Consider the following 25,486-nt stretch of genomic DNA (forward strand, 5'->3'; position numbering starts at 1 on the left):
ACCCCTCACCCTTTCTCGTTTACTAAAGCATAGGCCTCCTGGTCGACGATCAGCGTCAAATCCGGGTGCCCCTTCAAAGAAGAAGCCGGAAACTGCTCATCTTCCTCTCCGTAAATCAGCTGGCGGATCGCTTCAGCTTTGTGTTTCCCGGAGGCCAGCAGAATGATCCGTTTACTTTTATGAATGGATTGAATCCCCATCGTGACCGCATACGTCGGGACTTCCTCCATTGTATCAAAAAACCGGGCGTTCGCCTGTCGGGTGGAAGGGGTCAATTCAACCACATGGGTACCGCTCTCAAATGACGTCCCGGGCTCATTGAATCCGATATGTCCGTTTTCGCCAATGCCAAGCAGCTGCAGGTCTGGCGGTCCGATCTCATCAATGATCTGTTCATAACGACTGCTTTCCTCAGCCAGGTCCTCTGCTCTGCCATCAGGAACGTAGGTATTCTCCTTCCGAATGTTAATCAAGTCAAAGAAATGTTTGTCCATAAAGCAGCGGTAGCTTTGATGATGGTCCGGACTCAGGCCGACATATTCATCCAGATTTAATGTAGATACACCGTTGTAGTCGGTCTGCCCTTTCTCATAACTCTTCACAAGCTCCTTGTACGTTCCAAGAGGGGTGCTGCCTGTCGCTAAACCGAGGACAGAAGCTGGCTCTTTCTTCAGCTGGCTGTCGATGATCTCCGCAGCTTTTCTGCTGAGTTCCTCATAGTTGTTCGTAACGATAACCTCCATTACTGCACCTCCTCTGCGTTATAGCTGATCTTTCCCCTGCATATCGTCAAGGTAACATTCCCCTGTTCATCCAAGAGCACAAGGTCTGCATCCTTTCCTTGTTCGATGCTCCCTTTGCGGTCTTCGACACCCAGCTGGACAGCAGCATTCCAGGAGGTGATGCTGACCAGTTCCTGCCACGACAAGCCGGCGTGCTGTTTCATCTTTTTAGCGGCTTCCTCCAACGTTAAAATGCTTCCGGCAAGCGTCCCGTCAGCCAGCCTCGCTTCATTGTTTTCCACGAAGACATCCTGGCCGCCAAGGTCATACGTCCCCGGTGGTAGACATTTGGCACGCATCGCGTCTGTGATCAACACCGACCGTCCGCTTCCGATATTCTGATACGCCAGTTTAACGGCATCTGGATGGACATGGATATGATCGACAATCATCTCTACAAGGAGACGGTCGTTCATGAAGGCCGCCCCAACAAGTCCCGGCTCCCGGTGATGCAGGCCGCTCATCTGATTGTATAAGTGCGTCACGTGGCGCGCGCCTTTTTCCACGGCTTCAGTGACCTGATCGAAACGGGCATCGCTGTGGCCGAGGGAGCAGACGACGCCTGTCCGGCTCACTTCTTCAATAAAAGCAGCAGCCCCTTCCGTTTCCGGCGCAACCGTAACAAGCTTGATGTGGCCGCGGCTTTCCTGCTGCCATTCGTGGAACAGGTCGACAGATGGCTTGATGATATGATCCGGATGCTGGGCGCCGGCCTTTTTCTCTGAAATGAACGGACCTTCCAAATGGATGCCTAGCATTTCTGCGCCATCTCCACATTTCTGGGATTCCTTGAATGTCCCGGCATTTCTGAGTGCTTGCGTGATGTTGTCACGTGACTGGGTCATCGTCGTCGCAAGGAAGCTCGTCGTCCCTTCTTTCGGGAGCTGTGCACTCATGCCGTAAAGGGCTTCCGGCACAGCATCCATAACGTCATGACCAGCCGCTCCATGAATGTGCACATCAATGAACCCCGGCACCATCACCCGGCCTTTTCCATCGACAACGGTTCCACCGGTTTCCAGCGCCCCGGTCGAAACCTCAGCGATTTTTCCCTCCCGGATCCGTACAGATCCGGATGAGATGGTGTGGTCAGTGAACACGATGTCCACATTCGTAATGACTATGTCATTCATGCCCGTCGTCCTCCTTTTTCCTGGTGACTTCCAGAATCTCTTTGTCTCCACGCTCTGCCTGTCCATGCTTGAGCACGTGGATCTCTTCATTTTCCAGGTTTGTGAAAATAACCGGAGTAATGATGGACGGTGCTTTCTTCTTCACGGTATCCATATCCACCTGTAATAACGGTGTCCCCAGATCAACAAGGTCTCCGGCCTCCACGAGTGCCTCAAACCCTTTTCCTTGAAGCTTCACCGTATCCAGGCCGACATGAATAAGCAGTTCAAGACCTTTGTCCGTCTCCAGACCAACCGCATGCTTCGTAGGGAAGACCTGAACCACTTTTCCTTTGACAGGAGAAGTGATGGTGCCGTCCGCGGGATCGACCGCAAGCCCCGGTCCCATCATACCTTCGGCAAAGACTTGATCCGGGACTTCTTCAAGTGGAAGGATGCGGCCGGTGACCGGCATGGCGAACGCTTCTTTGTTCAATGTGCGTTCGGGAGAAGCAGGTGCTTGTTCCTGTTCGGTCCTTGAAGCAGCTGGAGCCGTCATCCCCGGGTTCTCCATCTGTTTCTTCATCGCTTCCGCTACAAATTCCACCGTCGTTCCAACAATGACCTGAAGGTTCCGGCGTCCAATCTTCATGACGCCGCGCGCACCGGAACGCTTTAACGACGATTCATCAACGATGTCCCTGTCTTTCATTTCAAGACGTAAACGGGTGGTACAATAATCGAGCGTTGCAATATTATCCGCACCACCAAGCGCTTCGATATAATGATAAGCTTTGGCTTCGTATTCATCTGTACCCTCTTCCACTTCTGTCTGCACTTCTTCCTCATCTTCCCGACCCGGCGTTTTCAAGTTGAGCTTGATGATCAGGAAGTAGAACACAAGGAAATAGACAGCAGCCATAAATAAGCCGATGAGAACGAGTGTGAACGGATTTTGTGCAATGTTGTAATTCAAGACGTAGTCGATCAGTCCGGCAGAAAATCCAAACCCGTGGCGGACATCAAAGAGATACGCCAAAATCATCGATACCCCTGTTAAAGCGGCGTGAACAACATAAAGTAGTGGAGACAGGAACATGAAGGAAAATTCGATCGGCTCTGTTACACCGGTAAGGAACGATGTCAGACCGATACTCAGGAACATCCCTCCAACCGCGGCTTTGCGTTCTTTTTTCGCAGCGGCGTACATAGCGAGACAAGCCGCCGGAAGGCCGAACATCATCACAGGGAAGAATCCGGCAAGAAAGCTTCCTGCAGACGGATCGCCGTTCAGGAAGCGGTTGATCTCTCCGCGTACGACTTCTCCACCTTCTGTAGTAAACGTCCCGAAATCAAACCAGATCAGTGTATTCATCACATGGTGCAGGCCGACTGGAATCAACAGACGATTTAAAAATCCGTAAATTCCAACTCCAGCGGCTCCACCGTTTAATATCCAGTCTGCGGTTGAATCCAGCAGCGCCTGGGGATAGACCCAGACGTAACCAAGAATAAAAGCAGCGACAACCATTACGGCGGAAGTAATGATCGGGACAAACCGTTTTCCTCCGAAGAAAGATAAAAACTCCGGAAACTTGACATCATTATATCGGTTGTAAAGCAAGCCGGCCGCAATCCCGGCGATCACCCCGGCAAAAACTCCCATCTTAACATCTTCATTGATGGCACCGATTCCATTATCAAGAACCAGATACCCGACGGCGCCCGCCAAAGCGGCAGCTCCGCTTCCATCCTTCGATAATCCCATCGCTATGCCGATGGCGAATATAAGGGCAAGGTTGCCCAGAATTCCATTCCCTGCGGCTGTTATAAATGGAAGATCGAGAAAATCCTCCATGCCGAGCCTGACGAGCAGCGCAGCCGCCGGCAGCGTGGCAATCGGAAACATGAGAGACTTTCCAATTCTTTGTAAAAAGTTCAACATGATGCTGTACCCCCTCTAATATATGCAAACGTTTCATTGAAGTTATCGTACCACCTCTCCCTTATAGTTGTCTATACCAGTTTAAATTTTTGAAATATTTAAACTTCAACCGCTTCCAAAAAGGTGGATACCCGGCATTCGGCCGTTTTCTATACCCTTTTGTGCTTTTTTACAAATGTAAGCGCTTAGAATTTCGCATCTGCACAAATAGTTATAGAATCAGGGATGATAAAGTGTTAAAGTAGAAACCGTTTACATCCACCACACAACAATGTATCAACCGATTTCAGGGGGGATTCCATGCTGGAAGTATTAAATCAAATCAACGATGTCCTATGGGGAACACCCAGTCTCATACTCTTATTCGGGACCGGGTTATTTTTAACGGTGATGCTGCGGGGACTGCAGTTCCGAAAACTGTTGTATGCCTTCAAGCTCGCTTTTACAAAAGAAGAAAAAACAGATACAACCGAAAGTGCCGAAGGAGATATCAGTAATTTCAAAACGCTGATGACGGCTTTATCGGCGACGATCGGAAATGGAAACATCGCCGGGGTGGCTACGGCCCTGACACTCGGTGGACCGGGAGCAATCTTCTGGATGTGGATTGTTGGTCTTCTCGGGATGGCTACCAAGTATGCCGAAGCCCTGCTCGCCATGAAGTACCGCGTAAAGAATGAGAATGGCGAATACTCCGGCGGTCCGATGTATTACGTGGAAAAGGGTCTCGGGAGTAAGTGGAAGTGGCTCGCTGTCGCTTTTGCCCTGTTCGGTGCTTTTGCTGCGCTCGGAATCGGCAACAGTGTCCAGTCCAACACAATCGCGGATGTAATGGATGAAAGTTTCCACATTAACGGCTGGATTACAGGAACGGTGCTCGTCCTGTTTACCGCCCTGATCATTTTCGGAGGAATTCAAAGGATCAGTACGGTGGCCGGTTTTTTCGTTCCTGTGATGGCATTTCTATACATAGGCGGAGCTCTACTGATTATTACGATGAACTACAATGCCATTATACCGGCATTTGAGATGATCTTTACGTACGCCTTCCAGCCCGTCTCCGCTGTCGGAGGGTTTGCCGGTGTCGTCGTGATGGAAGCGGTCCGGAGCGGGGTTTCCAGAGGGATCTTTTCCAACGAAGCGGGTCTTGGCACCGCTGCTCTAATAGCGGGGAATGCCAAGACCGATCATCCCGTGAAGCAGGCGCTTGTAGCGATGACCGGTACGTTTATCGTGACGATCATCGTTTGTACGATGACAGGGCTTGTCCTTCTCATGACCGGATTCTGGGACCCGTCCGGCGGGGATATCTCAGGCGTTCAGCACGCCTCCGGGCTTGATGGCGGCGCGCTTACCAGTGCAGCCTTCGGCCATGCTTTAGGAACAGTCGGAGAATATATCGTCGCTTTTTCCGTCATCTTTTTCGGATTCTCAACGATTGTTGGCTGGTATATGTACGGGGAAAAGTGCTTTGAGTACCTGGCCGGACTGAAGTACATCGTCCCTTACCGTCTCGTTTATGTCGGCGCCACCTTCATGGGTGCTGTCATGCAGCTGGATATCGTCTGGGCCTTCGCCAACATGGCGAACGCGCTTATGATGATTCCCAACTTAATCGCCCTCCTACTGCTTTATAAAGTGATTGTCAGTGAAACGGATTCGTTCTTTAACGATTATTTGATGAAACCTCACCACAGCAGCCGAAAAGCAAGCTGACTAAGAAAAGACCTGCCATATTGGCAGGTCTTTTCATTTGTTGAAAAACGTTTGTATTTCCATGGCCTCCGGGAGCTTCGACCACCCCCTTACCGGAGACGAGCATCCGAGCCTCCCCGGAAAACCATTTCGTCGTTAAAGTGTTGATGTCTGTGTATCGTGTTGATGTCTGTGTATCGTGTTGATGTCTGTGTATCGTGTTGATGTCTGTGTATCGTGTTGATGTCTGTGTATCGTGTTGATGGTCACGTTCCGCTTATCGGTGGATGCTTGCCGCGGGCACGGCCTCAGCTAACTTGGGCAGGAAGAACACCTGCCCAAGTGGATCTTCGCCTCGCGCTGTTCCCGCAGGCGTCACCACCGAACGCTCCTCGTGACCACACCAAATGATCAGGTTCAAATACAGGCGTTAGCGACGTCTGTTTATAAAAATCATGATAAAAAATCTCATTGACACTGGGACAAAGCAGAAAAGAAGTCATTTTCGCTACAGGAAGAGGAAAAAGAAACGTCTGCCGGGTGTCCCAACAGACGTTTCCATTACCAAATCGGTTCTTCTTGATTCGTCAGTTCCACCATCCATGGAAAAGCGGATAAAAAGACGGCTTCCGCTGTAAAAAGCAGCGCCAGCCCGGAAACAATCGAGACATCCATCACAAGGGCAAACGGCAGAACCAATGATGGCAGCAGATGAAAAAGCGAAACTTTGCGCATGCTTTTCCGGGATTGGAACTGTTTCTCGCCACAGAACTGGCATACCGCTCCTCGGTCCCTGCGTATGGAAAGCCTCTGTGTATCTTTCCAGGGCCATTCATTTCCACAATTTCTGCATACAGGCATCATTCACGCCCCCTTCTTATCTTTTCTAAACGATCATGGCACCGGGCCTCTCTATGGCCTTTCCAGGACCTTCCCATTACGAGGAAAATCGGTGCTATGGATAGAGAGCTTCCAGCTTATGAAAGGGTTCGGCCGATAGTTGGGATGCTTTCTTTACCCTTCAGCCCTGTTTTCAGAGCGGTTATCCGAACATGACGTTATGTACAGTCCTGTTGATCAGGTCCGCGTATCGGATCCACTGGATGAGAAAAAACACACAGGCAGCCGTATGGACAACAATGGTTACCCACAACAGCCCCTTTTTCCTGGGATGTCTGCCGAGGGCTTTCCTACTCGTCAATACGGCGTATGTTGATATGAAAACCGGGAGGAGAACCGCTGCCGCGAGCACCCATTGGTTAAAGGCTTCCATATGTGTGCCCAGCTTACTTAAACCATCCTCTTCACCGGAAACGTTTGAATTCATGATCGGCCCGGGTTCTTTCCATCCTTCATGGATAACGAGCTGATCTTTGTCGGTTACACTATAATCCAAATAACTGAAATTCATCGTATAATAGATGCCCAGCGTCATCAATAAACTAAGGACGAACACAAGCATCCACCGGATAGGAACAGAAGTCATTGGATCCTCCCCTTTTATTCCAACATCAATCTTTTCACACCGTCCCTCCAAAGCTGACGGTTATCCCATTTTCCGAGGTCAGCCCATACCAGTATAGATAAGGATGGAAACGAGCAGGAACCCGGAGATGAACAACGCTTTCTTGGAGCGGCTCCATGATTTCATCCATCCCCACCTTTTTCTGTCCACATCCAGCCAGAAGTAATCAATGGCCACTGAAATGATGATAATCAGGAGTGCTGGTATCATCGGCCTCCCTCCTTCCATTACGTTTACCTTACCATATAACACCCAATATATTCCATTCTATAAAAATATAAAAACAGGTTTTCTTTTCGAGGATTTGCAGGTATATGGGAAAAAAGCGCAAATATATACCACATACGTTCTTTACATAAAGAACATAGAAAAAGGAGGAAAAACGATTGAATAGATTCATAAACAGGCGGAGGCGGCTATCGAGCATCCTTCTCCTTGTTTCCCTGCTGATCCTCCCTTCTTATGCAGCGGCCGGTACGGAGGACGGGAAGTGGGCGTACACAGCCCTCGGTGACTCCCTGGCCTACGGCATCCAATCGGACGGTTCTGCGGGACTCAGTTATGCAGACTTTCTAGCCGACGATTTAGAGAACGTCGACGGGCTGGAAACGTTCACGAAGGCCTACGCTGTTCCCGGCCTCACCTCAGAAGGGCTGCTCAGTCAAATGCAGACGAACGAGGAAGCCCTGCAGTCAGCTGCTGAAGCCGATTTGATTACGATCAGTATCGGCGCCAACGATTTTTTACAGGTATTCAGTAAAAACCCGGACGAGCTTAAAAACCCGGAAGTCGTTCAATCAATCCTGCAGGAGGTGGGAGACAATTATGGCCAAATCGTCCGGCAGATTCAAGCCGCCAACCCGGATGCGAAGATCTTTCTTATGGGCTACTACAATTCGTTTCCTGCCTACCCAGAAGAAGACCAGAAGCTGTTCATTCAGTTAATGGAAGCATTGAATGAGACCATCCAGAGCGTGGCGTCTGCGTCAGGAAGTGACTATGTCGCAACATTTGACGCTGTAGCTGAGGATTATGATACCTATCTGCCGAATCCGAAAAACGTCCACCCCGGTGAACAAGGGTATGAACGGATATCCGAGGAGTTTTGGAAGGCGGTCAAACCTTATGTCCCTGTGTCGGCAGACAGGATTGCTGGAGCCGACCGGTACGAAACAGCCGTTGAAATCTCTAAACAAGGCTGGGACGCATCCAACACCATCGTCCTTGCCAGAGGAGATCATTTTCCTGATGCCCTGGCAGGTTCTCCACTTGCCTACCACATGGATGCGCCCATTCTTTTGACGAAAGAACGCCTGCCGGCTGAGGTCAAGAAGGAGATCCAACGACTCGGAGCTGAAAAAGCGGTCGTTCTCGGCGGGACAGAAGCCGTCTCCCCTTTCGTTGAAAATCAGTTGAAGGGGCTCGGCCTTACCGTCCAGCGGATTGGCGGGAAAGACCGGTTTGTCACGGCAGCAAATATCGCTGCTGTATTAAACGGCGAACCTGAACAGGCGGTTCTGGCCAATGGCATGGACTTCCCTGATGCTCTGTCCATCGCCTCCTACGCTGCCGGAAAAGGCTATCCGATTTTACTTACAAAGCCGACCCGCCTCCCAGGTGTTACAGCAGCAGCTCTCGAGGATGTGGATTCTACGATCGTGGCAGGTGGAACAAGCGTTGTCTCTAAGGAGGTGCTCCGCGCCCTCCCATCAACCGTCCGCTATGGAGGGTCGGATCGTTATCAAACCTCAGCCCTGATCGCTAAGGAGTTGAATCCGTCCGACCGGGCATATATCGCCACTGGTTCAGATTTCGCCGACGCTTTGACAGGATCGATTCTTGCTGCGAAGGAAAAAAGCACATTCCTGCTTGTTCCTCCCGATCACCTTGATGCTTCGATTGCAGAAGCAGCCGAGAAGTTCGGTATCCGTCACTTCACCATTCTAGGCGGCACAGGGGCGGTCGGCCCCTCCGCAGCAGAAAAGCATATGGAAGCAGCACATGAATAATAAAGACCTGTCTCAGACAGGTCTTCCTCAGCTTTAGAAAAAGCCTGTATTAACCAGTTAGAGTTGTCCATTTGTCGTGTAAGGGGGCACATTCTGCTTGTTGGTGGATGAAATCCGTGGGCACACCTGCAGGCACCACCACCGACCGCTTCTCGTTCCGACGTTAGAATAGATAGGAGAGAGATTATGCACTACGCAGGTTCGCCGATTCAAAAGAACAGCATAGGCGGCATGATTGCCGATTGTGTGGAAAAGAAAAAGGGAAAGCACAGGCGCTGATGACGGCTGCCTGCTGGAATATGAAAAAAATTCCCCAGGGAGCGGTGTCCCTTCCACTCCTGCGGAAGAACGAGTGGTCCGGGATCGCCGAGCGTGGGTTTTGCGAGGAAGCTCGGGCGCTCGTCCGCGGAAAGGGAAGGGATTTTCGCTCCTGGCGGTAAGAAAAAGCTTGTAAGGAAACAGGGTTTTCTCTGCAAGCTGAAAGGAAGACCTGTCTGGGACAGGTCTTCCTTTTATTATAGAAAACACACAAAATAAGGCCCCTCAGCCGTCAAAGCGGCTTTTTTGTATAGTCTTTAGTAGAATAGAATAACAACAGATGAAGAAAAGGAGAAAGCCTATGAAAAAATGGCTGCTGTATATCCTTGCGGGTATGTTCACCCTTGCTCTGCTTGCTTTTGGTGCTTTCTATATATGGGCGGAGCAGACTTACGAAGCCTCGGACCAACTATCCGACATTCCGGATCGGCAGGGAGACTGGTTGATCTTTGAACCGGATGGGGAGACGAAGGCCGGTGTCGTGCTATATCCTGGAGCGAAAGTCGAACCTGAAGCCTACAGCTATATCGGAAACCATCTGCAGGAACAAGGATACCTGACGGCTATTCCGTCCATGAGGTTCAATTTCCCGATCCTTGAAGCACAGAAAGCGGATGACATATTGGAACGTTATCCGCTTGATGAGTGGTTCATCGGCGGTCACTCTCTCGGCGGTGTGGCCGCTGCCGCTTATGCCGGCGAAAATCAAAAACAGCTGAGCGGCTTATTTTTCCTGGCTTCCTATCCGTCTGATCAAGATGACTTTTCAGACACCGATTTCCCGGTGCTGTCCATCTATGGAGAAAAGGATGGACTGACTACGCTCTCAGACATTGAGGAAAAGAAATATCTTCTTTCAAATACTGCTGTCCTCTATGAAATCAAGGGTGGCAACCACGCCCAATTCGGCTGGTACGGGAAACAGAAGGGGGACCATCCAGCGGATATTCCAGTTCAAGAACAGCAGGACATTATTGTCGAAGAGCTCACGACATGGCTTGAAGCATCCTGGAACAAGGGGCATGGGCTGTAGGAAAAGCCCTGAGAAAAATGAAAAGGCCGCCGAACATCCCGGCGGCCTTCCCTGTTGAAAGCAGTTCTCTGTTTGTCAGCGAAAAATCGAATAAAGAAGGAAGGCCAGGACTAAAAGGACAAGAATCAGCGCCGTTCCCTTCCAGCCGAGACCGCCGGCTAAATCCATCAGCCCGCCTCCGTGTTCCCGGCCGGGGCTGTTTCTTTTTAAATCCTTCTGCCTCATCCTCTCCCTATCATAAGCTTTATCGGATTTGGTCATAAATGATCCGCTCCCCTTTGTTCATGAATCGAAGTGCTTCTCGACTACCATGCCGATGTAAACCAGACAGCCGGCAGAAACACCGAGCATGATTCCATCAATAAACATTCCCACAAGCCCGCCTGTCAAAGCGTATGTGGTGACTTTCCATTTCATCATGACAAGAACTCCTTATAAGCGATAAAATACTAAACCCGAAGACTTTACTTGGACAGCTTTTTGATGTTGCCGATTTCTCGAGCGTTTATTAATACCCATACCAGTCCCATAGGGAGAAAGAGGGAAAAGAGATCCGCAGGTTTACGCCCAAAATTAGTAAGTCCTAAAAATCCAAGGGCGATGACAGGGAAAGCAATAAGTGTGGAAATTTCTATCCTTCTATTCCTGCGCCACTTCTCCCTTCCCATCTGCTCCTTTTCAAAAGCCTCGATGACTCTTATATCTTTGGACCCCCAAGCTTCTCCTCTCCATAACGAGAAAAGCTTGTACATGGCTATGCCTATTAAAACAACTGTACCAAGGTTTAAGAAATACGCCGTCGGCCATTGATTGAACACACAAACCGCATAGAAACCAAGCAGCCCAACCGTCAAAAGATTGGAGAATAAAAACTGGCGCTTCTTCGCCTGTCGCACACGCTCGATATCGACGCTTTCTACCTTCGCATCCTCATTCGTCTGCATACAGCAAATTCCCTCCCAAGAAGTAAGCATCTGCTATATTTTTCCTTACCTTGTCGTTTTCGAAACATAACCTTATTAGTAAGCGTATGTATAACAAAGTGTGAATGACTTATGGAGGTGAACCTATGTTCTTCCGGATTTTTCACAAACTCGACCGTCCAAAGAAAAACGCCCTGCTCTCCATATCCATCCTTTCACTGATCGTGGGCCTGGTCATCCTTTTCCTGTAACTCTCCCCCCATGAATCCTTACGTCCCGGACGGCTCATACGTTTCATCATCGGTCCATTCCAATTGAAATACGATCGCATAATCCGCCTCTTTTACAGCCTCCGGCATCTGCCGGGCATCTTCGATTCCCGGCACCCTCAGCATATTCTCTTTACCGGCAATCATATAAGCAGGGTAATAGGAAACCCCTTTTTCCATGTTGAAGGCCTGCTCGATTCCAGTAAATGAATACCCGGTTAATGAGTCCGGAAGCTGAATCGTTCCTCCTGCCCGGATCCCCCTCGTTGCGACGCTCACAGACGTTTGTTCTTCCATTTCACCGAAGTGAAAGCTGAAGAGGTCTTTTTTATAGATTTCCTCCCCTGCTTCTCCGGTGAATGATGAAAACCGTTCTTCCGGTTCGCTTCCATCTTCGATCACATAAATCGTAGTCTTTAAGCCCTCTCCTTCAGGTATTTTCCCCTCTATAGTGAAAAAACGTTCGAATCCGCTGCCCAGATGGGAAATGATTGTTTCTTCACGCTCCGACAACTTTGCCGGCTTAACTGCCAGCGTATCCTTCGGTGCTTCCTTCTGTTCAGGTTCTGCTTCTTCATTCGAGCAGGCAGCGAGCATTAGACCAAGCATCATAAATATCACAATTTTTTTCATATCTTTCTCCTTCTCATCCATGGACAGAAAGCAGCTCGGACACCGTCACGAACTGATAGCCTTCCTTCTCCAAATAGTCCAGCAGCGTCGGCAAAGCTTCGGCTGTTTCCTTATGCACATCATGAAGCAGCACAATCGATCCAGGAACGACTTCTTCCTCGATCACTTTGTTCACCGCCTCCGGATCTCTGGTTTTCCAGTCGTGGGAATCCACGGACCATAAGACGACCGATGACCCGAAGTGCCGGGCGGCTTCCTCCACGGTATCATTCACAGCACCGTACGGGGGACGGAAAACCGACGGCTGCTGCCCCGTGACGTCTGAAATTTTCTTACGGGACGCCTGCATTTCATTCTTGACGGCCGGCATCCCAATCTTCGTTAAATCCTTGTGCTGATCGGTATGGTTACCGATCTCATGCCCCTCCTCAGCCACCCTTTTGGCAAGGTCGGGATATTTATCCACTTGTTCCCCCATCATAAAAAATGTGGCTGTAGCGTTGTGCTGCTTTAAAATATCCAGAACTTCCGGTGTCACTTTCCGATTGGGGCCATCATCAAAGGTGAGGGCGACCACTTTTTCTCCGGAGTCTGTATAGGAAAGCACCCGTTCCAGAGATACATCGACTTGCACAAAACCTCCCTTGTCCATCCCGAGGTCTTCCGGGTTGAAATAAGCGGTCAGATCCTTATCTTGTATGGTCCAGTTCCAATCATCCGGCCGGTTTATCACAGCTTTAAGCGCTTCTTCCTCAGCGTTTTCCTTTTTCAGCTGTTTCTTTACATTGTTCTGGATCCCTTTGACGGCTTCCGGGTTATCCAGCATTTTCGTGAGCTTCACGAGTTGATTTTCCTGATTCAGTGTAAAAACCCGCACGTTTGAGTCGGCGTGCCCGTCTTTTATTCTTGTGTGGGAGCGGAAAATAAAACTGTATGTATCCCCGCGCCCCCTTTGAGCATCAACCTCAATGGTTAAATGGGCGCGGCGTCCGTTTCCGAGCTTTTCCTTATGCTTCTCCACCTGTGCCAGAAAGTCTTCTTTTTCCTGGCGGGTCCACGCCTGGACAGTCTCGTTCTGTTCCTTCTCGTCCATAGAGGCCGTGCTGATGGAGAGCGTGTAGGTGTCCGCCTCCTCCGTCTCCTCCTGAAAATAAAGGTAGGGGGCACTGCTGCTTTTACCAGATACAGGCGTAAGCCATTTCACCATTCCTGTTCCTATTAGACCGGCAATCAACAGAAGAACGACCCAGCCGGGCCATTTAATCCGCTTGATCAGTGGTTTTTTCTTTATCATTTCCCCTTCATCCTTTTCTAATAATCTTCCTATCTATTATTCCAAATTTATACATATTTCTCAATGTTCTTTTTTGATAGAAAAGATGCAAGGGCGAATCTGCCTCTGACCAGTGCCTCACGCCGGTTCCCAGGACTGTATCATTCAAGCCGCCGTCCAATACAGACACCAGCACCTGTTTGTCCAGAGATTCGAAAAAAATCCGTCAGTATTTCACGAGAAGTCTGCTTCAAGTTCAGTCCTGTAGTTCCATTGCCGGCATCGAGGGCTTCATGATGGACAGCTCAGACCTTGTTCACAACCACGTTTTTTTGAAAGGGAAATCAAAATTCCCCCTAAAAAAAACAGCACCGCCTCTGCGGTGCTGTTTTCAAGATAAAACCCTATTTTTCTGCGCCTCCAGGACATCTTCCAACAGCTGGATGTATTCTTCCTGCATATCCTCATGTTTCATTCCCATTTCAATGAGCGCGCGCATATACCCAAATTTATAACCGATATCGTAACGATCTCCCAGGAGTGGAAAGGCCGCTACGCTTTCCCGCTGCAGAAGGCTCTTGATGGCATCAGTCAGCTGATATTCTCCCCCCTCTCCTTTTTCAATGCTGCGGAGATCCTGGAAGATGGAAGGCGTCAGAACATAACGGCCCATGATTCCAAGTGTAGACGGAGCTTGATGGGGCTGAGGTTTCTCGATAAGGTCGGATACCTCGTATCGTTTCTTGTCCTTGGCAGCGTATTGGATAATACCGTATTTATGGACATGCTCACGCCTCACATTCTGGACACCGATAACGGATTGCCGCGTTTCTTCATACACAGCCATCATCTGTGCGATCGCCGGCTTTTCAGACATCATCAAGTCATCACCGAGCAGAACAGCAAACGGTTCATCTCCTACAAAACTCTCCGCACAGAGAATCGCATGACCGAGGCCGAGCGGTGTCGTCTGTCTCACTGCCTGGAAAGTGGCCAGAGAGGCAAGCGACTGGACTTCTCTTAGTTCAGACCACTTCCCTTTCTCATCCAGATGCTGTTCCAGTTCAATCGAGCGGTCGAAATGATTGAGGATGGCCTCTTTGTTTCTGGATGTGACAAACAGGATTTCTTCAATGCCGGCTTGAACCGCTTCCTCGACAATGTACTGGACCGCCGGTTTATCAACGATCGGAAGCATTTCCTTTGGCAGGGCTTTGGTAGCCGGTAAAAAACGCGTTCCTAATCCTGCCACCGGGATGACAGCTTTTTTTATGGTCATAATGACTCTCTCCTTTTTAATGTGATGAAAATACCCACCAGCGGCTCAGGCCGTAATTGATGAATAATCCGCCAAGCGTTGCGGCTGCTTTCGCTGGGAGGACGGGCAGGCCGGCTGTTTCGACGGATCCTATCAAAAGCGCCGTCGTTATGATAAGCGTAAAAAGGTTAACTCCAATGAACTTGACGAATGCTTTCATTCCACCTTCTGCTTTAAAAGTAAAGCGGCTGTTCCATACATAGCTGTTCCCGACTCCGCAGCTGTAGGATAGAAGCTGGGCCGCCATGTAAGGCAGGCCTGCTGAGGAAAGCAGGAAGAAAACGGTGAAATCCACCACCGTATTCAAGCCGCCGACAGCGCTGAATTTTAAAAACTGCCAAGGATTACTTCGAACGGACAGCCGCATGGTCTTTCACCGACCGTCCATACGTTTCCTGAACGATATAGGAAGGCCGTCCTTTCGACTCGTCATAGATGCGCCCGATATACTCGCCGATGATGCCGAGCATTAACAGAACGAATCCGAAGAAAAACAGCTGGATAACGATGACGGACGACCAACCAGGCACCGCAGCGTCTGTGAACAACCGCTGATAGATGACATAGATCATATAGAGAAATCCAATCATAGAAACCATCGCTCCGCCGTAGCTTGAAAGTTTGAGCGGCTTATAGGAAAAGGAGGTAATGCCGTCCAGGGAGAGCTTGATCATTTTTCCGAGCGGGTATTTCGACTCCCCGTATTCCCGTTCATCACGGTCGTATTCCACCGCTGTCTGCTTGAAACCGACCCAGCTGACAAGCCCGCGGACGAACCGGTTTTTCTCCTGCAGCTGGTTCATCTGGTCACAGACTTTCCTGTCAATTAAGCGGAAGTCACCGGTATCAAGCGGAATATCCACATCCGTCAGGGACCGGAGCAGCCGGTAATACATTGAAGCGGTCACCTTTTTGAAGAAGGTTTCTCCTTTTCTCTCTGCCCGCTTTGCGTAAACCACGTCATAGCCTTCCTTCCACTTTTCCACCATATCCTTGATCCGCTCAGGGGGATCCTGGAGGTCGGCGTCGATAACGACGACCGCCTCTCCTCTTGCCTGGTCCATTCCGGCTGTAATAGCCACCTGGTGACCGAAGTTGCGGGACAGGTCAAGCACTATCACAGAGGGATCCCATTCGCTGTACTCTTTAACCATGGGCAGCGTGCCATCCCTGCTTCCGTCATTTACGAATATCAATTCATACGGCTCATCTAAATCATTCATCACTTTTTTCAGACGTTCATACGTCATGCCAATGACTTCTTCTTCGTTATACATCGGGATAATGATGGAATACATGATATAGCTGCCCATTTTATTCGCCTCCATTTTCTAATGTGACTTTATATAACTGCGTGAAACCATCTGTGGATGTGCTCTGCCATTCTTCCTCTGGTACAGCGGTCCCGTTTTCCTGAATCCATGTGGTCACTTCCTCATTGGAGCCTCCTCTTTGAGATTCAGAGAGCAGAAAGTAACTTACGTCCCCCTCTGCAACGGCTGCTTCCAGTTCCTCTACAGAATAGACCGGGTCACTACCAGAAAAGCCGCCCATAATCATTACGGACTCTTTTTCATCGACGATGTACGGAGTTGCTGTACTGTATTGTACCGTTCCAAACAAGTAGGTTTCCCCTGTATTGTTTTCGCGTAAATACTCCAGAGTCTTTTCATCAAGGTCCTGGGTGACTGGTCCGGCTCCTCCTCCTTGACCATCACCGCCTTCAGCGGCCGTACCGCTGCCCGGGCCATCTTCCAACGGCATGTCGTCTGGAAGACCTTGTGCTGAAACCCTCCGGTCATCATCCCCTTGTCCCTGAGGCGCGTTCCCCTGCGGCATACTCATCTCTGTGGATGGCCCTGCTTCAGGAAGCGCACTATTCCCACCGTACACAATCGGTGTCAAAGACCAGAATGTCGGAACGATCAGGAGGATCAATGTACCCGCGACAGCTACTGTCTGCTTTATGGGCTGTGAATTTTTTTTCATAAGGACGAGCCCGGCCGTTACAACAATGCCCAGCCCGAGAATAAGGATGGACCAGAACGAACCGATTTTTTCTTCATAAGGCTGAAGAATCCACCATTGAGTGGCAGCTGTGGTAAAAACAGCCGCCGGAAGAAGCCATGACTTCCACCCCTCCCCTTTATACAAGGTGAGCAGCTCCACACTTCCTGCACCAAACAATGCAGCGAGAGGCGGAGCAAGCATAATCAAGTAGTAATGGTGGAAAAAGCCTGCAACACTGAAGAATCCTGCGACCGGAAGAAGCCATGCGAGCCAGAAAATCGTCTCATTATGCTTCTCTGTACGTGATTTCCATCGAGCCCCGGCTAACAACCCGGCAGCCGCGAATAATGCAAAAGGCAGCAGCCAGCTTGCCTGGTCCGCCAGGCTATCCTGTAGAAGTCGTAAGACACCCGGATCGCCTAAATCGAACATTCCGCCTCCGCCTCCACCCTGTGCAGCACCGGCGGGCTGACCTGAAGTCCCCACCTGTGGAGGTTCCTGCGTGCCTGAGGATGGCGTGTCTTGACTTCCCGGCGCAGCATCTGTCAGTCCGGAAGGTTGAGCATCAGAAGCGTCCTGTGCCGGCAGTGCGCCCTGGTCCGTTCCACTGCCATCCCCCCCAGTATCCTGACCGAGAAGTCGTGACATGCCATTGTATCCAAAAGCCAGCTCCAATACCGAGTTGGTTGAACTGCTTCCGATATACGGCCGTTCATCCGCCGGCGTCAAGTCAACAACAAGGGCCCAGGAAAGAGAAATAGAAAGGAGAACGAACAGAGAAGCGGCGAGCGTTGTCAGCTTTTTCTTCCACCCTGCCTTCATGGCAACCCATACGAATAAAACAAAGGCCGGGACCACCATGTACGCCTGCAGCATTTTCATATTGAAACCGATGCCGATCAAAGCAAAAGCAGCCACAATGCTCCATAGTTTCTGCTCTCTCACCCCTTTGAACAGGAACCATGTCCCCGCCAGCAGTGTGAATACCAGCATACTGTCAATGTTGTTCGTCCGACTGACCGCTACAGCGATCGGAGTCACAGCCATGGCCAGTGAAGCTATCCTTGCAGCAAGGGCTCCGAAGTTCGGCTTGACGAGAAAATATACAAGCAGGACAGACCCAACGCCTGCCAGCGCCTGTGGAAGGATGACACTCCAACCGGAAAGGCCAAAGATTTCTGCGCTGATCGTCTGAATCCAGAAGGTGACCGGCGGCTTATCCACGGTTACAGAGCCGGCAGAATCCAGCGACGCGTAGAAGAAATTATGAAAACTTTCCATCATACTGCCGACAGCAGTCGTGTAGTAATTATTTGCGTATTCATCTTCCCAAATCAGGAAGAAGTTAAGGAAAGAAACGAGAATGACAGAACCTAAAAGCCACGGGTCCAGCTTCTTTCCCTTCCATCTTTTCAACATCATGATCACTCCTATAGATTATGGCGGTTTATTTACAAAACCCAGTATGAACGATGAAGCTGATTTCCAAATGAATAGAAGCTGAAAGAAAGCTGAAAATGATTTTCCCCCTCATCATCAAGAGTGATTTTCTTGTACAACGAAAAGAATACATAAAGACACCGATACGAGCCTGCCTCATCTTCGGGTCTCGGAGTTGTGCGCATATAAGGCGCTGCTGCGATTTTCACAGCGAATGTGAAACGAAAGAAGGAATAGAAAAGGTAAGCCTCCTGAGAATAGAAAAAAGCGGATGGCATGGATAAAATATTCCATGCCATCCGCTTTTTTGAACTTTACCTTCCATCTATCCTCAGTTTTTCAGTGGCCTTGGATATGGCGGGTCTTTACTTGAATCACGTATTAATCTTTTTCCTGCCTCTATATTCTGATCCAAACCTTACAGCTCCAATAAGAAAAAGAATGCTGGAGAAAAACAGAACCATGCCGTTCCATTGACCATCAAACATTGTAATGTTCACAAGGATCATGGTATGTGTGATTAATAAAAGCACAAACAAAATCACATAGGTTTTCATACGTTGCGACCTCCTAAACATAACCTCTACTCTTCTTTCATCTTCTTCTATCCTAAATAAAACAGCCCTGTCACAAAAAGAAGCCAGGGCACAGCGCTGGAATCATACCGGAATGACATTCCCGGAAAGCTCTGCGCCATTTCTATAATGACAAACAGCAGCACGGAAAAAGAAAAATAGATCGCCGCTGTGATAGGATGTCCCAACGAATATCCTCCTTTGTTATACCGTTCTCCGGCCGAACCGGACATACATCAAAAGCGCACTCCCCACCGCAAACATCCCGGCAGCAATCCCGAAGTAAAAAAAGACCTGCCCCCCAAGCGTGGAGGAAGCATAGCTGAGAAAACTGAAAGCAAACAGTCCCACTCCCAATAAAGCCAGCAAAACCATCGACCCTTTCCACCGGCCTTTCGTCAAGATCGAGCCCACAGCCAACACCAGTAAAATGAAGCTGCTGAACATCAGCATCGGAAACAGCGGCCTGAACTTAGCGGCATACACAAAGTAATCCAGCTGGACAATCTGCTCCTCTCCCATGACCTCCCCGTTAATCATTTGGGAAAAAGGGGCGGAATGAGCCCATTCCCATGATTTATCCAGAAGCGCACTTCCTTCATACCAGGAAACAAGGGCAGAAAAAATGAAAACAACGGAAAGAAGAACACATACGACAAAGGATCGATACATAGAACTCCTCCTCTTTCATTTCCTTTTAGGAATCCATCCGTTCCAAAAGCATGTAGTCCTTTGTTTTTTCTACATCGATTTGATTTCTCCTGCCAAAAGCCAGTAATTCGTCATACCCCTCCGGCTCTGTCATCACCACTAACGGGATGTTCAAGCCTTTATAGGTTTGAATGGCAGCCGCTTTCTTTTTCCAGCCGGTCCGGAAGAATTTAAGCGTTTGGATATGCTCAGGTATCAGTTCTTTCTTTAAAACCCGCTTCTTCAGATAAGTAACGGTATAAATCAATCGCTGATCCTGAATATCAATTTGAAATCGAAATAAACTCCCCATCGCCAAGAATAATAGAATCACCAGGAACAGTTGAATCGTTGCACCAAATGCGCTGGAAAGGAGTAACCACAGAAGGGGAAAGAGAAGTGTGACCGTATCTCTGATTCTCTTCGGATTGATGGAATAGCTCATGACTGATCACCTCCGAACCTTTCCTGCTTTCTTTGGACGCTCCAATAAACAGCTAAGGCTGCCATTTGAAGTGGTAAAAGAAACAGAAAAGGAGAAGATGAATGTGGATGAATGATTTGATAAATGCCGGCTGTTATGACCATTAGCCAAATTCCTAATACGACCATCCGGAGAATCTTTTTCAGCTTATAATCGTTCGTCAAAATTTCCCCCACTCCTCTTTCAGCAAACCATAAACGATTCTGTCATGATGGCTTCCGTTCAAATATTCATACTCACGCAGGACTCCTTCCTTCGTGAATCCGAGCCGTTCGGGAACCGCCCTGCTTTTCCCATTTCCTACCGCCGTCTGAATGTCCACTTTTCTTAAACCAAGCTCAAAAAATGCGTAATCGACCATCTTCCGGACCGCTTTCGTTACAAGACCCCTGCCCGTAAAGGCAGCTCCAAGCCAGTAGCCGATTTCCGTTCTTCCCGTTTCCTGATCTATGTATAGAAATCCAGTGGAACCGGCCAGTTCCCCTTTATACAGGATGCCGGCCCAGAAACCTCCTCCGTCGGCCATCCTTGTCAGGGACCTGCTTATAAAGGCAGCAGAATCACCCGCTTCCTTCGTTTTGTTCGGGAAGGAAAGCCACATCCCGAGATGACTCCTGTTTCTGTCCACCAGCTCAAACAAGGCATCCGCGTGTTTTGGTTCCAGGATGGACAGCTCTACGTCATCATCCACATGCATCGTAAACATATGTTTTCCTCCTCTTCTACGATTCCAATTATTTCAAAAGATTCCCCTGAACTCAATCATTAAAAAAACCTTCTTTTTCATAAAGAAGGCAGTCCGTAGAAAAAGTTCTTCCTATCCAATTAGAGTTGTCCGCCTGTCTTGTTGAGAGGGCACGTTCCGCTTATCGGCGGATGCCTGCCGCGGGCACGGCCTCAGCTGACTTGGTCAATAAACCATCTGACCAAGTGGATCTTCGGCCCGTGCTGTTCCCGCAGGCGTCACCGCCGAACGCTCCTCGTGCCGGTCCCTGTGGAAGAACGAGTGGTCCGAGATCGCCGGGCGTGGGTTTTGCGAGGAAGCTCGGGCGCTCGTCCGCGGAAAGGGAAGGGGCTTTCGCTCCCGGCGGTAAGAAAGAAAAAAGCTTGTAAAGAAACAGGGGTTTCTCTACAAGCTGCCTTCTTTTTTATAAAGAAGGCTTTATCTGCTTTATTTCTTCACAGGCTGTCTGGAAATTTTTCAATGATTCTCCTCCCAGCGCAGACCTGTCACCGCCGAACAATCGCTGCAGGACGATTTCCTGCGCTTGTTCGATAGAGAGGTCTCCACTGTTTAACACGAGCTTTATATAAGACTTAAAATATTCCTTGGTCAATGCGCCCGATTGATGCAGCATACGTCATTCCCTCCTCTATTCTTCATTACAGAAGCAGGAGAGCCTTCCTTGAAGACTCCCCCGGAAGACTCTATGCGTTTTCCTGACGGTTTTCCTCGTGTACCTCTTCGCTATCGTTTTCCTTTGTTTCTTTTTCCTCCACCTCTTCAATGTCTACATGACAGCAGTTTTTATCCGACTTGGAAAACAACCCGCGAAGGCCTTTCTTTTTCTCAGCCATGGATTTCACCTCCTTTAAAGTACCGTCTGCACAATAAACCCTGTGGATACCGCCACCACGAGGATGGAGACAACAAAAGCAGTGACGAGCTTCGGCTTGAACAATTTATTCAACAGAACCACCTCGGGAATACTGGCGCCCGCACCACCGATGACCAATGCGATGATGGCACCGATCCCCATGCCCTTACCCACCAGTGCATCGGCAATGGGCAGAATCGCTTCCGCTCGGATGTACATGGGGATACCAATGACGGAAGCCACCGGGATCGTCCATGGTTGATCTCCACCTGCAAACCTGGCGATCATCTCCTGTGGAATGAAGTCATGGATGAACGCTCCGATGAATACCCCAAGTAGAAGGAACGGCAGGACAGGGTAAAAGAAGCCCCAGGCGTCCCGCAGGGCCACCTTCCATTTCGGCTCATCCTTCTGTGCATCCCCGCTCCCTTTCCGGACCCTTACATTTTTCACGAACTTTTCAAGCCCGAGCAGGTCCCATACCATTCCAATCAGGATGGAAAAAGCACCGACGATCAGAACATAGTACAATGTCAATTCCCAACCGAGCAGCGTCCACAGCAGAAGGACGATGACGGGATTCAAAAGGGGGGACGCTACTAAGAAGGACATCGAAGGACCAAAAGGTGCTTTAGAAGAAAGCAGTCCTGCCAGAATCGGAATCGTCGAACACGAACAGAATGGCGTCAGTGCCCCGAGCACCGTTCCATACAAATAGCCGCTCCACTTATTCGGTCGTTCCAACACCCGTTTAATCCGCTCCTCTGTCACCTTCTGCTGCAGAAGACTGACGAGAAAACTGATGAGAATGAACAATGCGGTCAACTCCGCAAACAAAATGAGGAATGTTTTCATAAACTCGAGAAAAGCATTCATAAGATCCCTCCCTGCATCAACTTTTTTTGATGTAATGATCATAATAGATCAAATTTTTTTGATGGATAATATATAGATTCACCTTGTTTACTGACCAGGGTAAAAGATGCAGCAGAGTTCAGGCGACAAGATTGCTTTGACTTCCGGGTCATTCAACTGGTAATAGTTCCAGGTCCCCTTCTTTTCCCTCTGAATAAAACCGGCATCGTGAAGGATTTTCAAATGGTAGGACAGTTTGGACTGCGGGAGTCCGACAAGCTCTGTCAGATCACAGACACACAGCTGTCCCTTCTGATTCAGTTCATACATGATTTTAAGACGAAGCTGATCTGCGAGTGCCTTGAATTTCTTTTCGTACCCTTCAAAGGAAAGTTCCTTCCCGGTTCCTGCATGTTGATCGACCGTTCTCATTGTCTCACCTCTACATCAAATATTTTTGATCTAACCGCATTATATTCATCCCTCAGGAAGGATGTCAATTGAAAGCATCAACTTTTTTTGATATATGTTCATTCATCCCTTCCTAAGTAAAGCGTCTCCAGCTCTTCTTCCTCTATACCCCGGTTGTGATAAAGCCGGTAAGCCCGCGCATTCGGCTTGGAACTCACCACTCTGTGCAGATGGTGATCAATATAATGGGCAGCCGCGTGGTCATCAACGGCCAGTCCGGGCTTTATTTTCCCTTCGGCCATTAATTTCTTATAAGCGGGCCTTCTTTTCGGTTCTCCATCGTAATGAGGACAGTGGCTTCCGGGGAGAAAGCCGAGCCCTTGCAGCGGTTCCAGTTCCCCGCCGAAAGAATCCGTGATGCCTTCCTCAAACCAGCAGATCGATCCGGCACTGACCCCTGCAAGGATGACGCCCTGATCCCACGCTTTTTTCAGAATCACATCCACCTCCCACTCTTTCCATAAGGCCAGCATATTCCTCGTATTTCCACCGCCGACAAAAAGGATGTCTTTTTCCAGTAGAAAACTGTTGAGATCTCTTGTTGGTGGGTGAAATAAAGAAAGGTGGGAAGGCTGACAGGCATAGTTTTCGAAAAAGTTGTAAAATCTGGCCATATAACTGCCGGAATCTCCGCTGGCGGTCGGGATAAAACAGATGTGGGGCTTTGTTTTCGAAGACTGCTCCAGCAGGTACGTATCCAACAGTGGATTTTCAGGATCCATCGAAAAGCCTCCTCCACCTACAGCGATGATCTGTTTCATAAGCAGCACTCCTTTTCAACATTGATTTATCAGTTAAAATATGTAAAAATATCCAGGAATACAATGGTATTTTTAAAACTCCTCATCAAAAGGGAGAGGTAAAATGACTGGGTTCTTATACAATAGTACGTTGGCTGGATTATTCGGTTTAGGGATGTATCGGTTTATTCTTTTTGAAGGAACGGCAGCCAAAGAGGATGGGCTTTCGTTTATAATTTGTGCCATCGTTATTCTGGCCACAGCCCTTACAGGAAAGCGTTTCGCAGCCAAAGCATCTGAAAAAGCATCCAATGACTGGTTTTACGTGTCTCTTCTGTTTCCATTTCTATGGGGAATAGACGCTTTTCAAGCCATTCAGTATGCGTATCCCCCATTGTTCATTGCCATTATCGGGTGTGGGCTTGCGACCTCTCTTCTGGTCTCCGCATGCTTATGGGATAGACCTATACAAATAAAAAGAAAACGGATTGTCTCAAAGGCCGTCCAGGACTAAATGGAGATAATCCCCATGTCCTCTGATCAAATCCACTTCCTCTACGGACGAAATCCAGAAGAAGTGGAAGGTCAGCCCTTTTTCTTCTCCTCCCCCGGACGGTTCGTGCAGCCAACTGCCTTTCACCTCCGGGGTGTGGAGCTGATAAAAACACCGCTTGTGCGGCTTTCCGTCCTCATTTATCCACGTATCCACCGCCAGTAATTTTTCTACATAGACGGAATTCAGCCCTGTCTCCTCCACCATTTCCCTTACAACAGCATGTAGAGGATCTTCCCCCGGGTTCATAGTTCCTTTAGGAATTTGAATGCCGGCCTCAGGAATCGAATGTTGAAAAACAAGCACCTGCGGCTTTTCTTTATAAAAGCGGGTGATATATCCATAGACTTTCCATACAGGTTCCACAAGCACACCTCCTTTGTTACTGACCCGGGATGATTGTCCCTTGATGGAAATACAGCTGCCATCTGCCATGGGTTTTCTTCCAGATCGAGCTCCTCCACGTGTTCCTCTTCCGCGTCGTATCCTTGACTTTATATGTACTGAGGACCGTATCCTCTGCCAGAATCTGAATCTCATAATGATGCAGCGTCATTTCTGACAGAACGACCCCAAGCTCCAGACAGTCTTTTTTCGTATAAATGATTCCGGAACTGCCAATCTCCCAAAAATCATCTGCAAGGATCTGATCCAGCTTTTCAGCGGAAGACCTGACGTCCAGACTGATATGCGCTCCTTCCAATTCTCTAAGATGGGTTTTGAGTTCTTTCATCTATCCTCCCCCTCTTCTGCTTACCGCCCCTTATTAAAGATTAGTTCTACACTTTTCCTTTTTTATCCTTTTCGTTCACCATCCCTTCCTGTTTATGGTCAGAAAAAAAGACCCCTGCGGGCCTTTTTGTGAGTGATTATGGGTGGTACCATCCACCGTGGCTGTGATGAACTCCGCCCCACGGATAATAATTTCCCTGGCCGTAATGATAACCGTATCCGGGTGCATAGCTGCTGTGTCCGTGCTCGAAGCCGTATCCACCATACGTTCCCTGCCCGTGGTGATACCCGTAGCCCGGGACATAGGTGCCATGTCCATGGTGATAGCCATATCCCGGGATATAAGTCCCGTGTCCGTGATGGTATCCTGCGCCGGGTACGTATGTGCCGTGACCATGATGATAAATCCGTTCCACAACGATCGCCCCTTCCGTTTGCTTCAACCTTAGCCTATGCCGGGCGGGAAGGTGTGGTCTGGGCGGTGATAGAATAAGAATCCGAGG

32 protein-coding genes are annotated in these 25,486 nt (G+C 49.1%); 4 read left to right on the forward strand and 28 right to left on the reverse strand.

Annotated features, from left to right (window positions below):
- Window positions 1-5: 5 nt before the first annotated feature.
- Genes nagB through nagE form a run of 3 tightly spaced genes read right to left on the reverse strand, consistent with a single transcriptional unit; the run spans window position 6 to window position 3,839 of the window.
- Window positions 6-743, reverse strand: coding sequence for a glucosamine-6-phosphate deaminase (nagB, locus tag GLV97_RS17200; protein WP_160890190.1), 738 nt, complete (start codon window positions 741-743; stop codon window positions 6-8).
- Complete coding sequence (gene nagA, locus GLV97_RS17205; protein ID WP_160890191.1) at window positions 743-1,915, reverse strand: N-acetylglucosamine-6-phosphate deacetylase; 1,173 nt, start codon at window positions 1,913-1,915, stop codon at window positions 743-745. Before nagA ends, nagB begins: the two co-directional genes overlap by 1 nt.
- A complete protein-coding gene (gene nagE / locus GLV97_RS17210; RefSeq protein WP_160890192.1) occupies window positions 1,908-3,839 on the reverse strand; it encodes an N-acetylglucosamine-specific PTS transporter subunit IIBC in 1,932 nt (643 codons plus the stop codon). Before nagE ends, nagA begins: the two co-directional genes overlap by 8 nt.
- Before the next feature lie 300 nt (window positions 3,840-4,139).
- Here nagE and GLV97_RS17215 point away from each other — a divergent pair, with 300 nt between their 5' ends.
- The gene (locus tag GLV97_RS17215) at window positions 4,140-5,555 is read left to right on the forward strand and encodes an alanine/glycine:cation symporter family protein (RefSeq protein ID WP_160890193.1); all 1,416 of its coding nucleotides are present in this window, start codon (window positions 4,140-4,142) and stop codon (window positions 5,553-5,555) included.
- Between the two features lie 540 nt (window positions 5,556-6,095).
- Here GLV97_RS17215 and GLV97_RS17220 read toward each other — a convergent pair.
- The 3 genes from GLV97_RS17220 to GLV97_RS19860 all read right to left on the reverse strand — a co-directional run bounded on the left by GLV97_RS17220 (window position 6,096) and on the right by GLV97_RS19860 (window position 7,269).
- Entirely contained in the window at window positions 6,096-6,395 is a 300-nt protein-coding gene (locus GLV97_RS17220; RefSeq protein ID WP_160835273.1) for a TIGR04104 family putative zinc finger protein, read from the reverse strand.
- A gap of 181 nt (window positions 6,396-6,576) precedes the next feature.
- Window positions 6,577-7,020 (reverse strand): hypothetical protein, encoded by a 444-nt coding sequence (locus GLV97_RS17225; protein ID WP_160890194.1) that lies wholly within the window; start codon window positions 7,018-7,020, stop codon window positions 6,577-6,579.
- A gap of 78 nt (window positions 7,021-7,098) precedes the next feature.
- Window positions 7,099-7,269, reverse strand: coding sequence for a hypothetical protein (locus GLV97_RS19860; RefSeq protein WP_202409559.1), 171 nt, complete (start codon window positions 7,267-7,269; stop codon window positions 7,099-7,101).
- Window positions 7,270-7,445: 176 nt separating this feature from the next.
- On the opposite strand from GLV97_RS19860, the gene GLV97_RS17230 reads away from it, so the two are divergent.
- Together GLV97_RS17230 and GLV97_RS17235 are read left to right on the forward strand one after the other, a co-directional pair.
- Entirely contained in the window at window positions 7,446-9,068 is a 1,623-nt protein-coding gene (locus GLV97_RS17230) for a cell wall-binding repeat-containing protein (RefSeq protein ID WP_160890195.1), read from the forward strand.
- Between the two features lie 619 nt (window positions 9,069-9,687).
- Window positions 9,688-10,419: an alpha/beta hydrolase gene (locus tag GLV97_RS17235; RefSeq protein WP_160890196.1), complete on the forward strand. Its 732-nt coding sequence runs from the start codon at window positions 9,688-9,690 to the stop codon at window positions 10,417-10,419.
- A 75-nt stretch (window positions 10,420-10,494) separates the two neighbouring features.
- Here GLV97_RS17235 and GLV97_RS17240 read toward each other — a convergent pair whose 3' ends face one another.
- The 19 genes from GLV97_RS17240 to GLV97_RS17330 all read right to left on the reverse strand — a co-directional run bounded on the left by GLV97_RS17240 (window position 10,495) and on the right by GLV97_RS17330 (window position 23,719).
- A complete protein-coding gene (locus tag GLV97_RS17240) occupies window positions 10,495-10,680 on the reverse strand; it encodes a DUF6366 family protein (RefSeq protein ID WP_160890197.1) in 186 nt (61 codons plus the stop codon).
- A gap of 21 nt (window positions 10,681-10,701) precedes the next feature.
- Window positions 10,702-10,839 (reverse strand): hypothetical protein, encoded by a 138-nt coding sequence (locus GLV97_RS17245; protein ID WP_160890198.1) that lies wholly within the window; start codon window positions 10,837-10,839, stop codon window positions 10,702-10,704.
- A gap of 44 nt (window positions 10,840-10,883) precedes the next feature.
- Window positions 10,884-11,363 (reverse strand): hypothetical protein, encoded by a 480-nt coding sequence (locus GLV97_RS17250; RefSeq protein WP_160890199.1) that lies wholly within the window; start codon window positions 11,361-11,363, stop codon window positions 10,884-10,886.
- Between the two features lie 248 nt (window positions 11,364-11,611).
- Window positions 11,612-12,244 (reverse strand): hypothetical protein, encoded by a 633-nt coding sequence (locus tag GLV97_RS17255; protein ID WP_160890200.1) that lies wholly within the window; start codon window positions 12,242-12,244, stop codon window positions 11,612-11,614.
- Between the two features lie 13 nt (window positions 12,245-12,257).
- Window positions 12,258-13,538, reverse strand: coding sequence for a polysaccharide deacetylase family protein (locus GLV97_RS17260; RefSeq protein WP_160890201.1), 1,281 nt, complete (start codon window positions 13,536-13,538; stop codon window positions 12,258-12,260).
- A gap of 370 nt (window positions 13,539-13,908) precedes the next feature.
- Entirely contained in the window at window positions 13,909-14,796 is an 888-nt protein-coding gene (galU, locus tag GLV97_RS17265) for a UTP--glucose-1-phosphate uridylyltransferase GalU (RefSeq protein WP_160890202.1), read from the reverse strand.
- Between the two features lie 16 nt (window positions 14,797-14,812).
- Complete coding sequence (locus GLV97_RS17270) at window positions 14,813-15,202, reverse strand: GtrA family protein (RefSeq protein WP_160890203.1); 390 nt, start codon at window positions 15,200-15,202, stop codon at window positions 14,813-14,815.
- Entirely contained in the window at window positions 15,180-16,148 is a 969-nt protein-coding gene (locus GLV97_RS17275) for a glycosyltransferase family 2 protein (RefSeq protein ID WP_160835261.1), read from the reverse strand. Before GLV97_RS17275 ends, GLV97_RS17270 begins: the two co-directional genes overlap by 23 nt.
- 1 nt (window position 16,149) lies before the next feature.
- Window positions 16,150-18,264, reverse strand: a complete 2,115-nt coding sequence (locus tag GLV97_RS17280) for a glycosyltransferase family 39 protein (RefSeq protein ID WP_202410673.1) — start codon at window positions 18,262-18,264, stop codon at window positions 16,150-16,152.
- 395 nt (window positions 18,265-18,659) lie between these two features.
- Window positions 18,660-18,842 carry a hypothetical protein gene (locus GLV97_RS17285; protein WP_160890204.1) on the reverse strand — a complete coding sequence of 61 codons (183 nt, stop codon included), beginning with the start codon at window positions 18,840-18,842 and terminating at the stop codon, window positions 18,660-18,662.
- Between the two features lie 47 nt (window positions 18,843-18,889).
- Window positions 18,890-19,048, reverse strand: a complete 159-nt coding sequence (locus GLV97_RS17290; protein ID WP_160890205.1) for a hypothetical protein — start codon at window positions 19,046-19,048, stop codon at window positions 18,890-18,892.
- Between the two features lie 16 nt (window positions 19,049-19,064).
- Window positions 19,065-19,532 carry a YjdJ family protein gene (locus tag GLV97_RS17295; protein ID WP_160835258.1) on the reverse strand — a complete coding sequence of 156 codons (468 nt, stop codon included), beginning with the start codon at window positions 19,530-19,532 and terminating at the stop codon, window positions 19,065-19,067.
- A gap of 25 nt (window positions 19,533-19,557) precedes the next feature.
- Window positions 19,558-19,995 carry a hypothetical protein gene (locus GLV97_RS17300; protein WP_160835257.1) on the reverse strand — a complete coding sequence of 146 codons (438 nt, stop codon included), beginning with the start codon at window positions 19,993-19,995 and terminating at the stop codon, window positions 19,558-19,560.
- 199 nt (window positions 19,996-20,194) lie between these two features.
- Window positions 20,195-20,740: a GNAT family N-acetyltransferase gene (locus GLV97_RS17305; protein WP_160842096.1), complete on the reverse strand. Its 546-nt coding sequence runs from the start codon at window positions 20,738-20,740 to the stop codon at window positions 20,195-20,197.
- 442 nt (window positions 20,741-21,182) lie between these two features.
- Window positions 21,183-21,392 (reverse strand): hypothetical protein, encoded by a 210-nt coding sequence (locus tag GLV97_RS17310; RefSeq protein ID WP_160835254.1) that lies wholly within the window; start codon window positions 21,390-21,392, stop codon window positions 21,183-21,185.
- Window positions 21,393-21,462: 70 nt separating this feature from the next.
- Window positions 21,463-21,612, reverse strand: a complete 150-nt coding sequence (locus GLV97_RS17315; protein WP_160842097.1) for a hypothetical protein — start codon at window positions 21,610-21,612, stop codon at window positions 21,463-21,465.
- A 14-nt stretch (window positions 21,613-21,626) separates the two neighbouring features.
- Window positions 21,627-22,508: a permease gene (locus tag GLV97_RS17320; RefSeq protein ID WP_160890206.1), complete on the reverse strand. Its 882-nt coding sequence runs from the start codon at window positions 22,506-22,508 to the stop codon at window positions 21,627-21,629.
- Between the two features lie 87 nt (window positions 22,509-22,595).
- A complete protein-coding gene (locus tag GLV97_RS17325) occupies window positions 22,596-22,919 on the reverse strand; it encodes an ArsR/SmtB family transcription factor (protein WP_160890207.1) in 324 nt (107 codons plus the stop codon).
- A gap of 98 nt (window positions 22,920-23,017) precedes the next feature.
- Window positions 23,018-23,719, reverse strand: coding sequence for a peptidase E (locus GLV97_RS17330; protein WP_160890208.1), 702 nt, complete (start codon window positions 23,717-23,719; stop codon window positions 23,018-23,020).
- A gap of 103 nt (window positions 23,720-23,822) precedes the next feature.
- Here GLV97_RS17330 and GLV97_RS17335 point away from each other — a divergent pair, with 103 nt between their 5' ends.
- Window positions 23,823-24,212, forward strand: a complete 390-nt coding sequence (locus GLV97_RS17335) for a hypothetical protein (RefSeq protein WP_160842101.1) — start codon at window positions 23,823-23,825, stop codon at window positions 24,210-24,212.
- Here the strand turns inward: GLV97_RS17335 and GLV97_RS17340 are convergent.
- The 3 genes from GLV97_RS17340 to GLV97_RS17350 all read right to left on the reverse strand — a co-directional run bounded on the left by GLV97_RS17340 (window position 24,192) and on the right by GLV97_RS17350 (window position 25,399).
- A complete protein-coding gene (locus tag GLV97_RS17340; protein ID WP_337194116.1) occupies window positions 24,192-24,617 on the reverse strand; it encodes an NUDIX hydrolase in 426 nt (141 codons plus the stop codon). The two genes, GLV97_RS17335 and GLV97_RS17340, sit on opposite strands and share 21 nt — an antisense overlap.
- 16 nt (window positions 24,618-24,633) lie before the next feature.
- The gene (locus GLV97_RS17345; protein ID WP_160835247.1) at window positions 24,634-24,984 is read right to left on the reverse strand and encodes a DUF4440 domain-containing protein; all 351 of its coding nucleotides are present in this window, start codon (window positions 24,982-24,984) and stop codon (window positions 24,634-24,636) included.
- Between the two features lie 136 nt (window positions 24,985-25,120).
- A complete protein-coding gene (locus tag GLV97_RS17350) occupies window positions 25,121-25,399 on the reverse strand; it encodes a hypothetical protein (RefSeq protein ID WP_237416970.1) in 279 nt (92 codons plus the stop codon).
- Between the last annotated feature and the right edge of the window lie 87 nt (window positions 25,400-25,486).

The organism is Halobacillus litoralis, assembly GCF_009856355.1.
Lineage (GTDB): Bacteria > Bacillota > Bacilli > Bacillales > Halobacillaceae > Halobacillus > Halobacillus litoralis_B.

What these genes read in the sequence shown, in the direction of transcription:
- nagB (WP_160890190.1), bottom strand. Translation starts at nt 743, where the DNA reads ATGGAGGTTATCGTTACGAACAACTATGAGGAACTCAGCAGAAAAGCT.
- nagA (WP_160890191.1), bottom strand. Translation starts at nt 1,915, where the DNA reads ATGAATGACATAGTCATTACGAATGTGGACATCGTGTTCACTGACCAC.
- nagE (WP_160890192.1), bottom strand. Translation starts at nt 3,839, where the DNA reads ATGTTGAACTTTTTACAAAGAATTGGAAAGTCTCTCATGTTTCCGATT.
- GLV97_RS17215 (WP_160890193.1), top strand. Translation starts at nt 4,140, where the DNA reads ATGCTGGAAGTATTAAATCAAATCAACGATGTCCTATGGGGAACACCC.
- GLV97_RS17220 (WP_160835273.1), bottom strand. Translation starts at nt 6,395, where the DNA reads ATGCCTGTATGCAGAAATTGTGGAAATGAATGGCCCTGGAAAGATACA.
- GLV97_RS17225 (WP_160890194.1), bottom strand. Translation starts at nt 7,020, where the DNA reads ATGACTTCTGTTCCTATCCGGTGGATGCTTGTGTTCGTCCTTAGTTTA.
- GLV97_RS19860 (WP_202409559.1), bottom strand. Translation starts at nt 7,269, where the DNA reads ATGATACCAGCACTCCTGATTATCATCATTTCAGTGGCCATTGATTAC.
- GLV97_RS17235 (WP_160890196.1), top strand. Translation starts at nt 9,688, where the DNA reads ATGAAAAAATGGCTGCTGTATATCCTTGCGGGTATGTTCACCCTTGCT.
- GLV97_RS17240 (WP_160890197.1), bottom strand. Translation starts at nt 10,680, where the DNA reads ATGACCAAATCCGATAAAGCTTATGATAGGGAGAGGATGAGGCAGAAG.
- GLV97_RS17245 (WP_160890198.1), bottom strand. Translation starts at nt 10,839, where the DNA reads ATGATGAAATGGAAAGTCACCACATACGCTTTGACAGGCGGGCTTGTG.
- GLV97_RS17250 (WP_160890199.1), bottom strand. Translation starts at nt 11,363, where the DNA reads ATGCAGACGAATGAGGATGCGAAGGTAGAAAGCGTCGATATCGAGCGT.
- GLV97_RS17255 (WP_160890200.1), bottom strand. Translation starts at nt 12,244, where the DNA reads ATGAAAAAAATTGTGATATTTATGATGCTTGGTCTAATGCTCGCTGCC.
- GLV97_RS17260 (WP_160890201.1), bottom strand. Translation starts at nt 13,538, where the DNA reads ATGATAAAGAAAAAACCACTGATCAAGCGGATTAAATGGCCCGGCTGG.
- galU (WP_160890202.1), bottom strand. Translation starts at nt 14,796, where the DNA reads ATGACCATAAAAAAAGCTGTCATCCCGGTGGCAGGATTAGGAACGCGT.
- GLV97_RS17270 (WP_160890203.1), bottom strand. Translation starts at nt 15,202, where the DNA reads ATGCGGCTGTCCGTTCGAAGTAATCCTTGGCAGTTTTTAAAATTCAGC.
- GLV97_RS17275 (WP_160835261.1), bottom strand. Translation starts at nt 16,148, where the DNA reads ATGGGCAGCTATATCATGTATTCCATCATTATCCCGATGTATAACGAA.
- GLV97_RS17280 (WP_202410673.1), bottom strand. Translation starts at nt 18,264, where the DNA reads ATGTTGAAAAGATGGAAGGGAAAGAAGCTGGACCCGTGGCTTTTAGGT.
- GLV97_RS17285 (WP_160890204.1), bottom strand. Translation starts at nt 18,842, where the DNA reads ATGAAAACCTATGTGATTTTGTTTGTGCTTTTATTAATCACACATACC.
- GLV97_RS17295 (WP_160835258.1), bottom strand. Translation starts at nt 19,532, where the DNA reads ATGTATCGATCCTTTGTCGTATGTGTTCTTCTTTCCGTTGTTTTCATT.
- GLV97_RS17300 (WP_160835257.1), bottom strand. Translation starts at nt 19,995, where the DNA reads ATGAGCTATTCCATCAATCCGAAGAGAATCAGAGATACGGTCACACTT.
- GLV97_RS17305 (WP_160842096.1), bottom strand. Translation starts at nt 20,740, where the DNA reads ATGTTTACGATGCATGTGGATGATGACGTAGAGCTGTCCATCCTGGAA.
- GLV97_RS17310 (WP_160835254.1), bottom strand. Translation starts at nt 21,392, where the DNA reads ATGCTGCATCAATCGGGCGCATTGACCAAGGAATATTTTAAGTCTTAT.
- GLV97_RS17315 (WP_160842097.1), bottom strand. Translation starts at nt 21,612, where the DNA reads ATGGCTGAGAAAAAGAAAGGCCTTCGCGGGTTGTTTTCCAAGTCGGAT.
- GLV97_RS17320 (WP_160890206.1), bottom strand. Translation starts at nt 22,508, where the DNA reads ATGAATGCTTTTCTCGAGTTTATGAAAACATTCCTCATTTTGTTTGCG.
- GLV97_RS17325 (WP_160890207.1), bottom strand. Translation starts at nt 22,919, where the DNA reads ATGAGAACGGTCGATCAACATGCAGGAACCGGGAAGGAACTTTCCTTT.
- GLV97_RS17330 (WP_160890208.1), bottom strand. Translation starts at nt 23,719, where the DNA reads ATGAAACAGATCATCGCTGTAGGTGGAGGAGGCTTTTCGATGGATCCT.
- GLV97_RS17335 (WP_160842101.1), top strand. Translation starts at nt 23,823, where the DNA reads ATGACTGGGTTCTTATACAATAGTACGTTGGCTGGATTATTCGGTTTA.
- GLV97_RS17345 (WP_160835247.1), bottom strand. Translation starts at nt 24,984, where the DNA reads ATGAAAGAACTCAAAACCCATCTTAGAGAATTGGAAGGAGCGCATATC.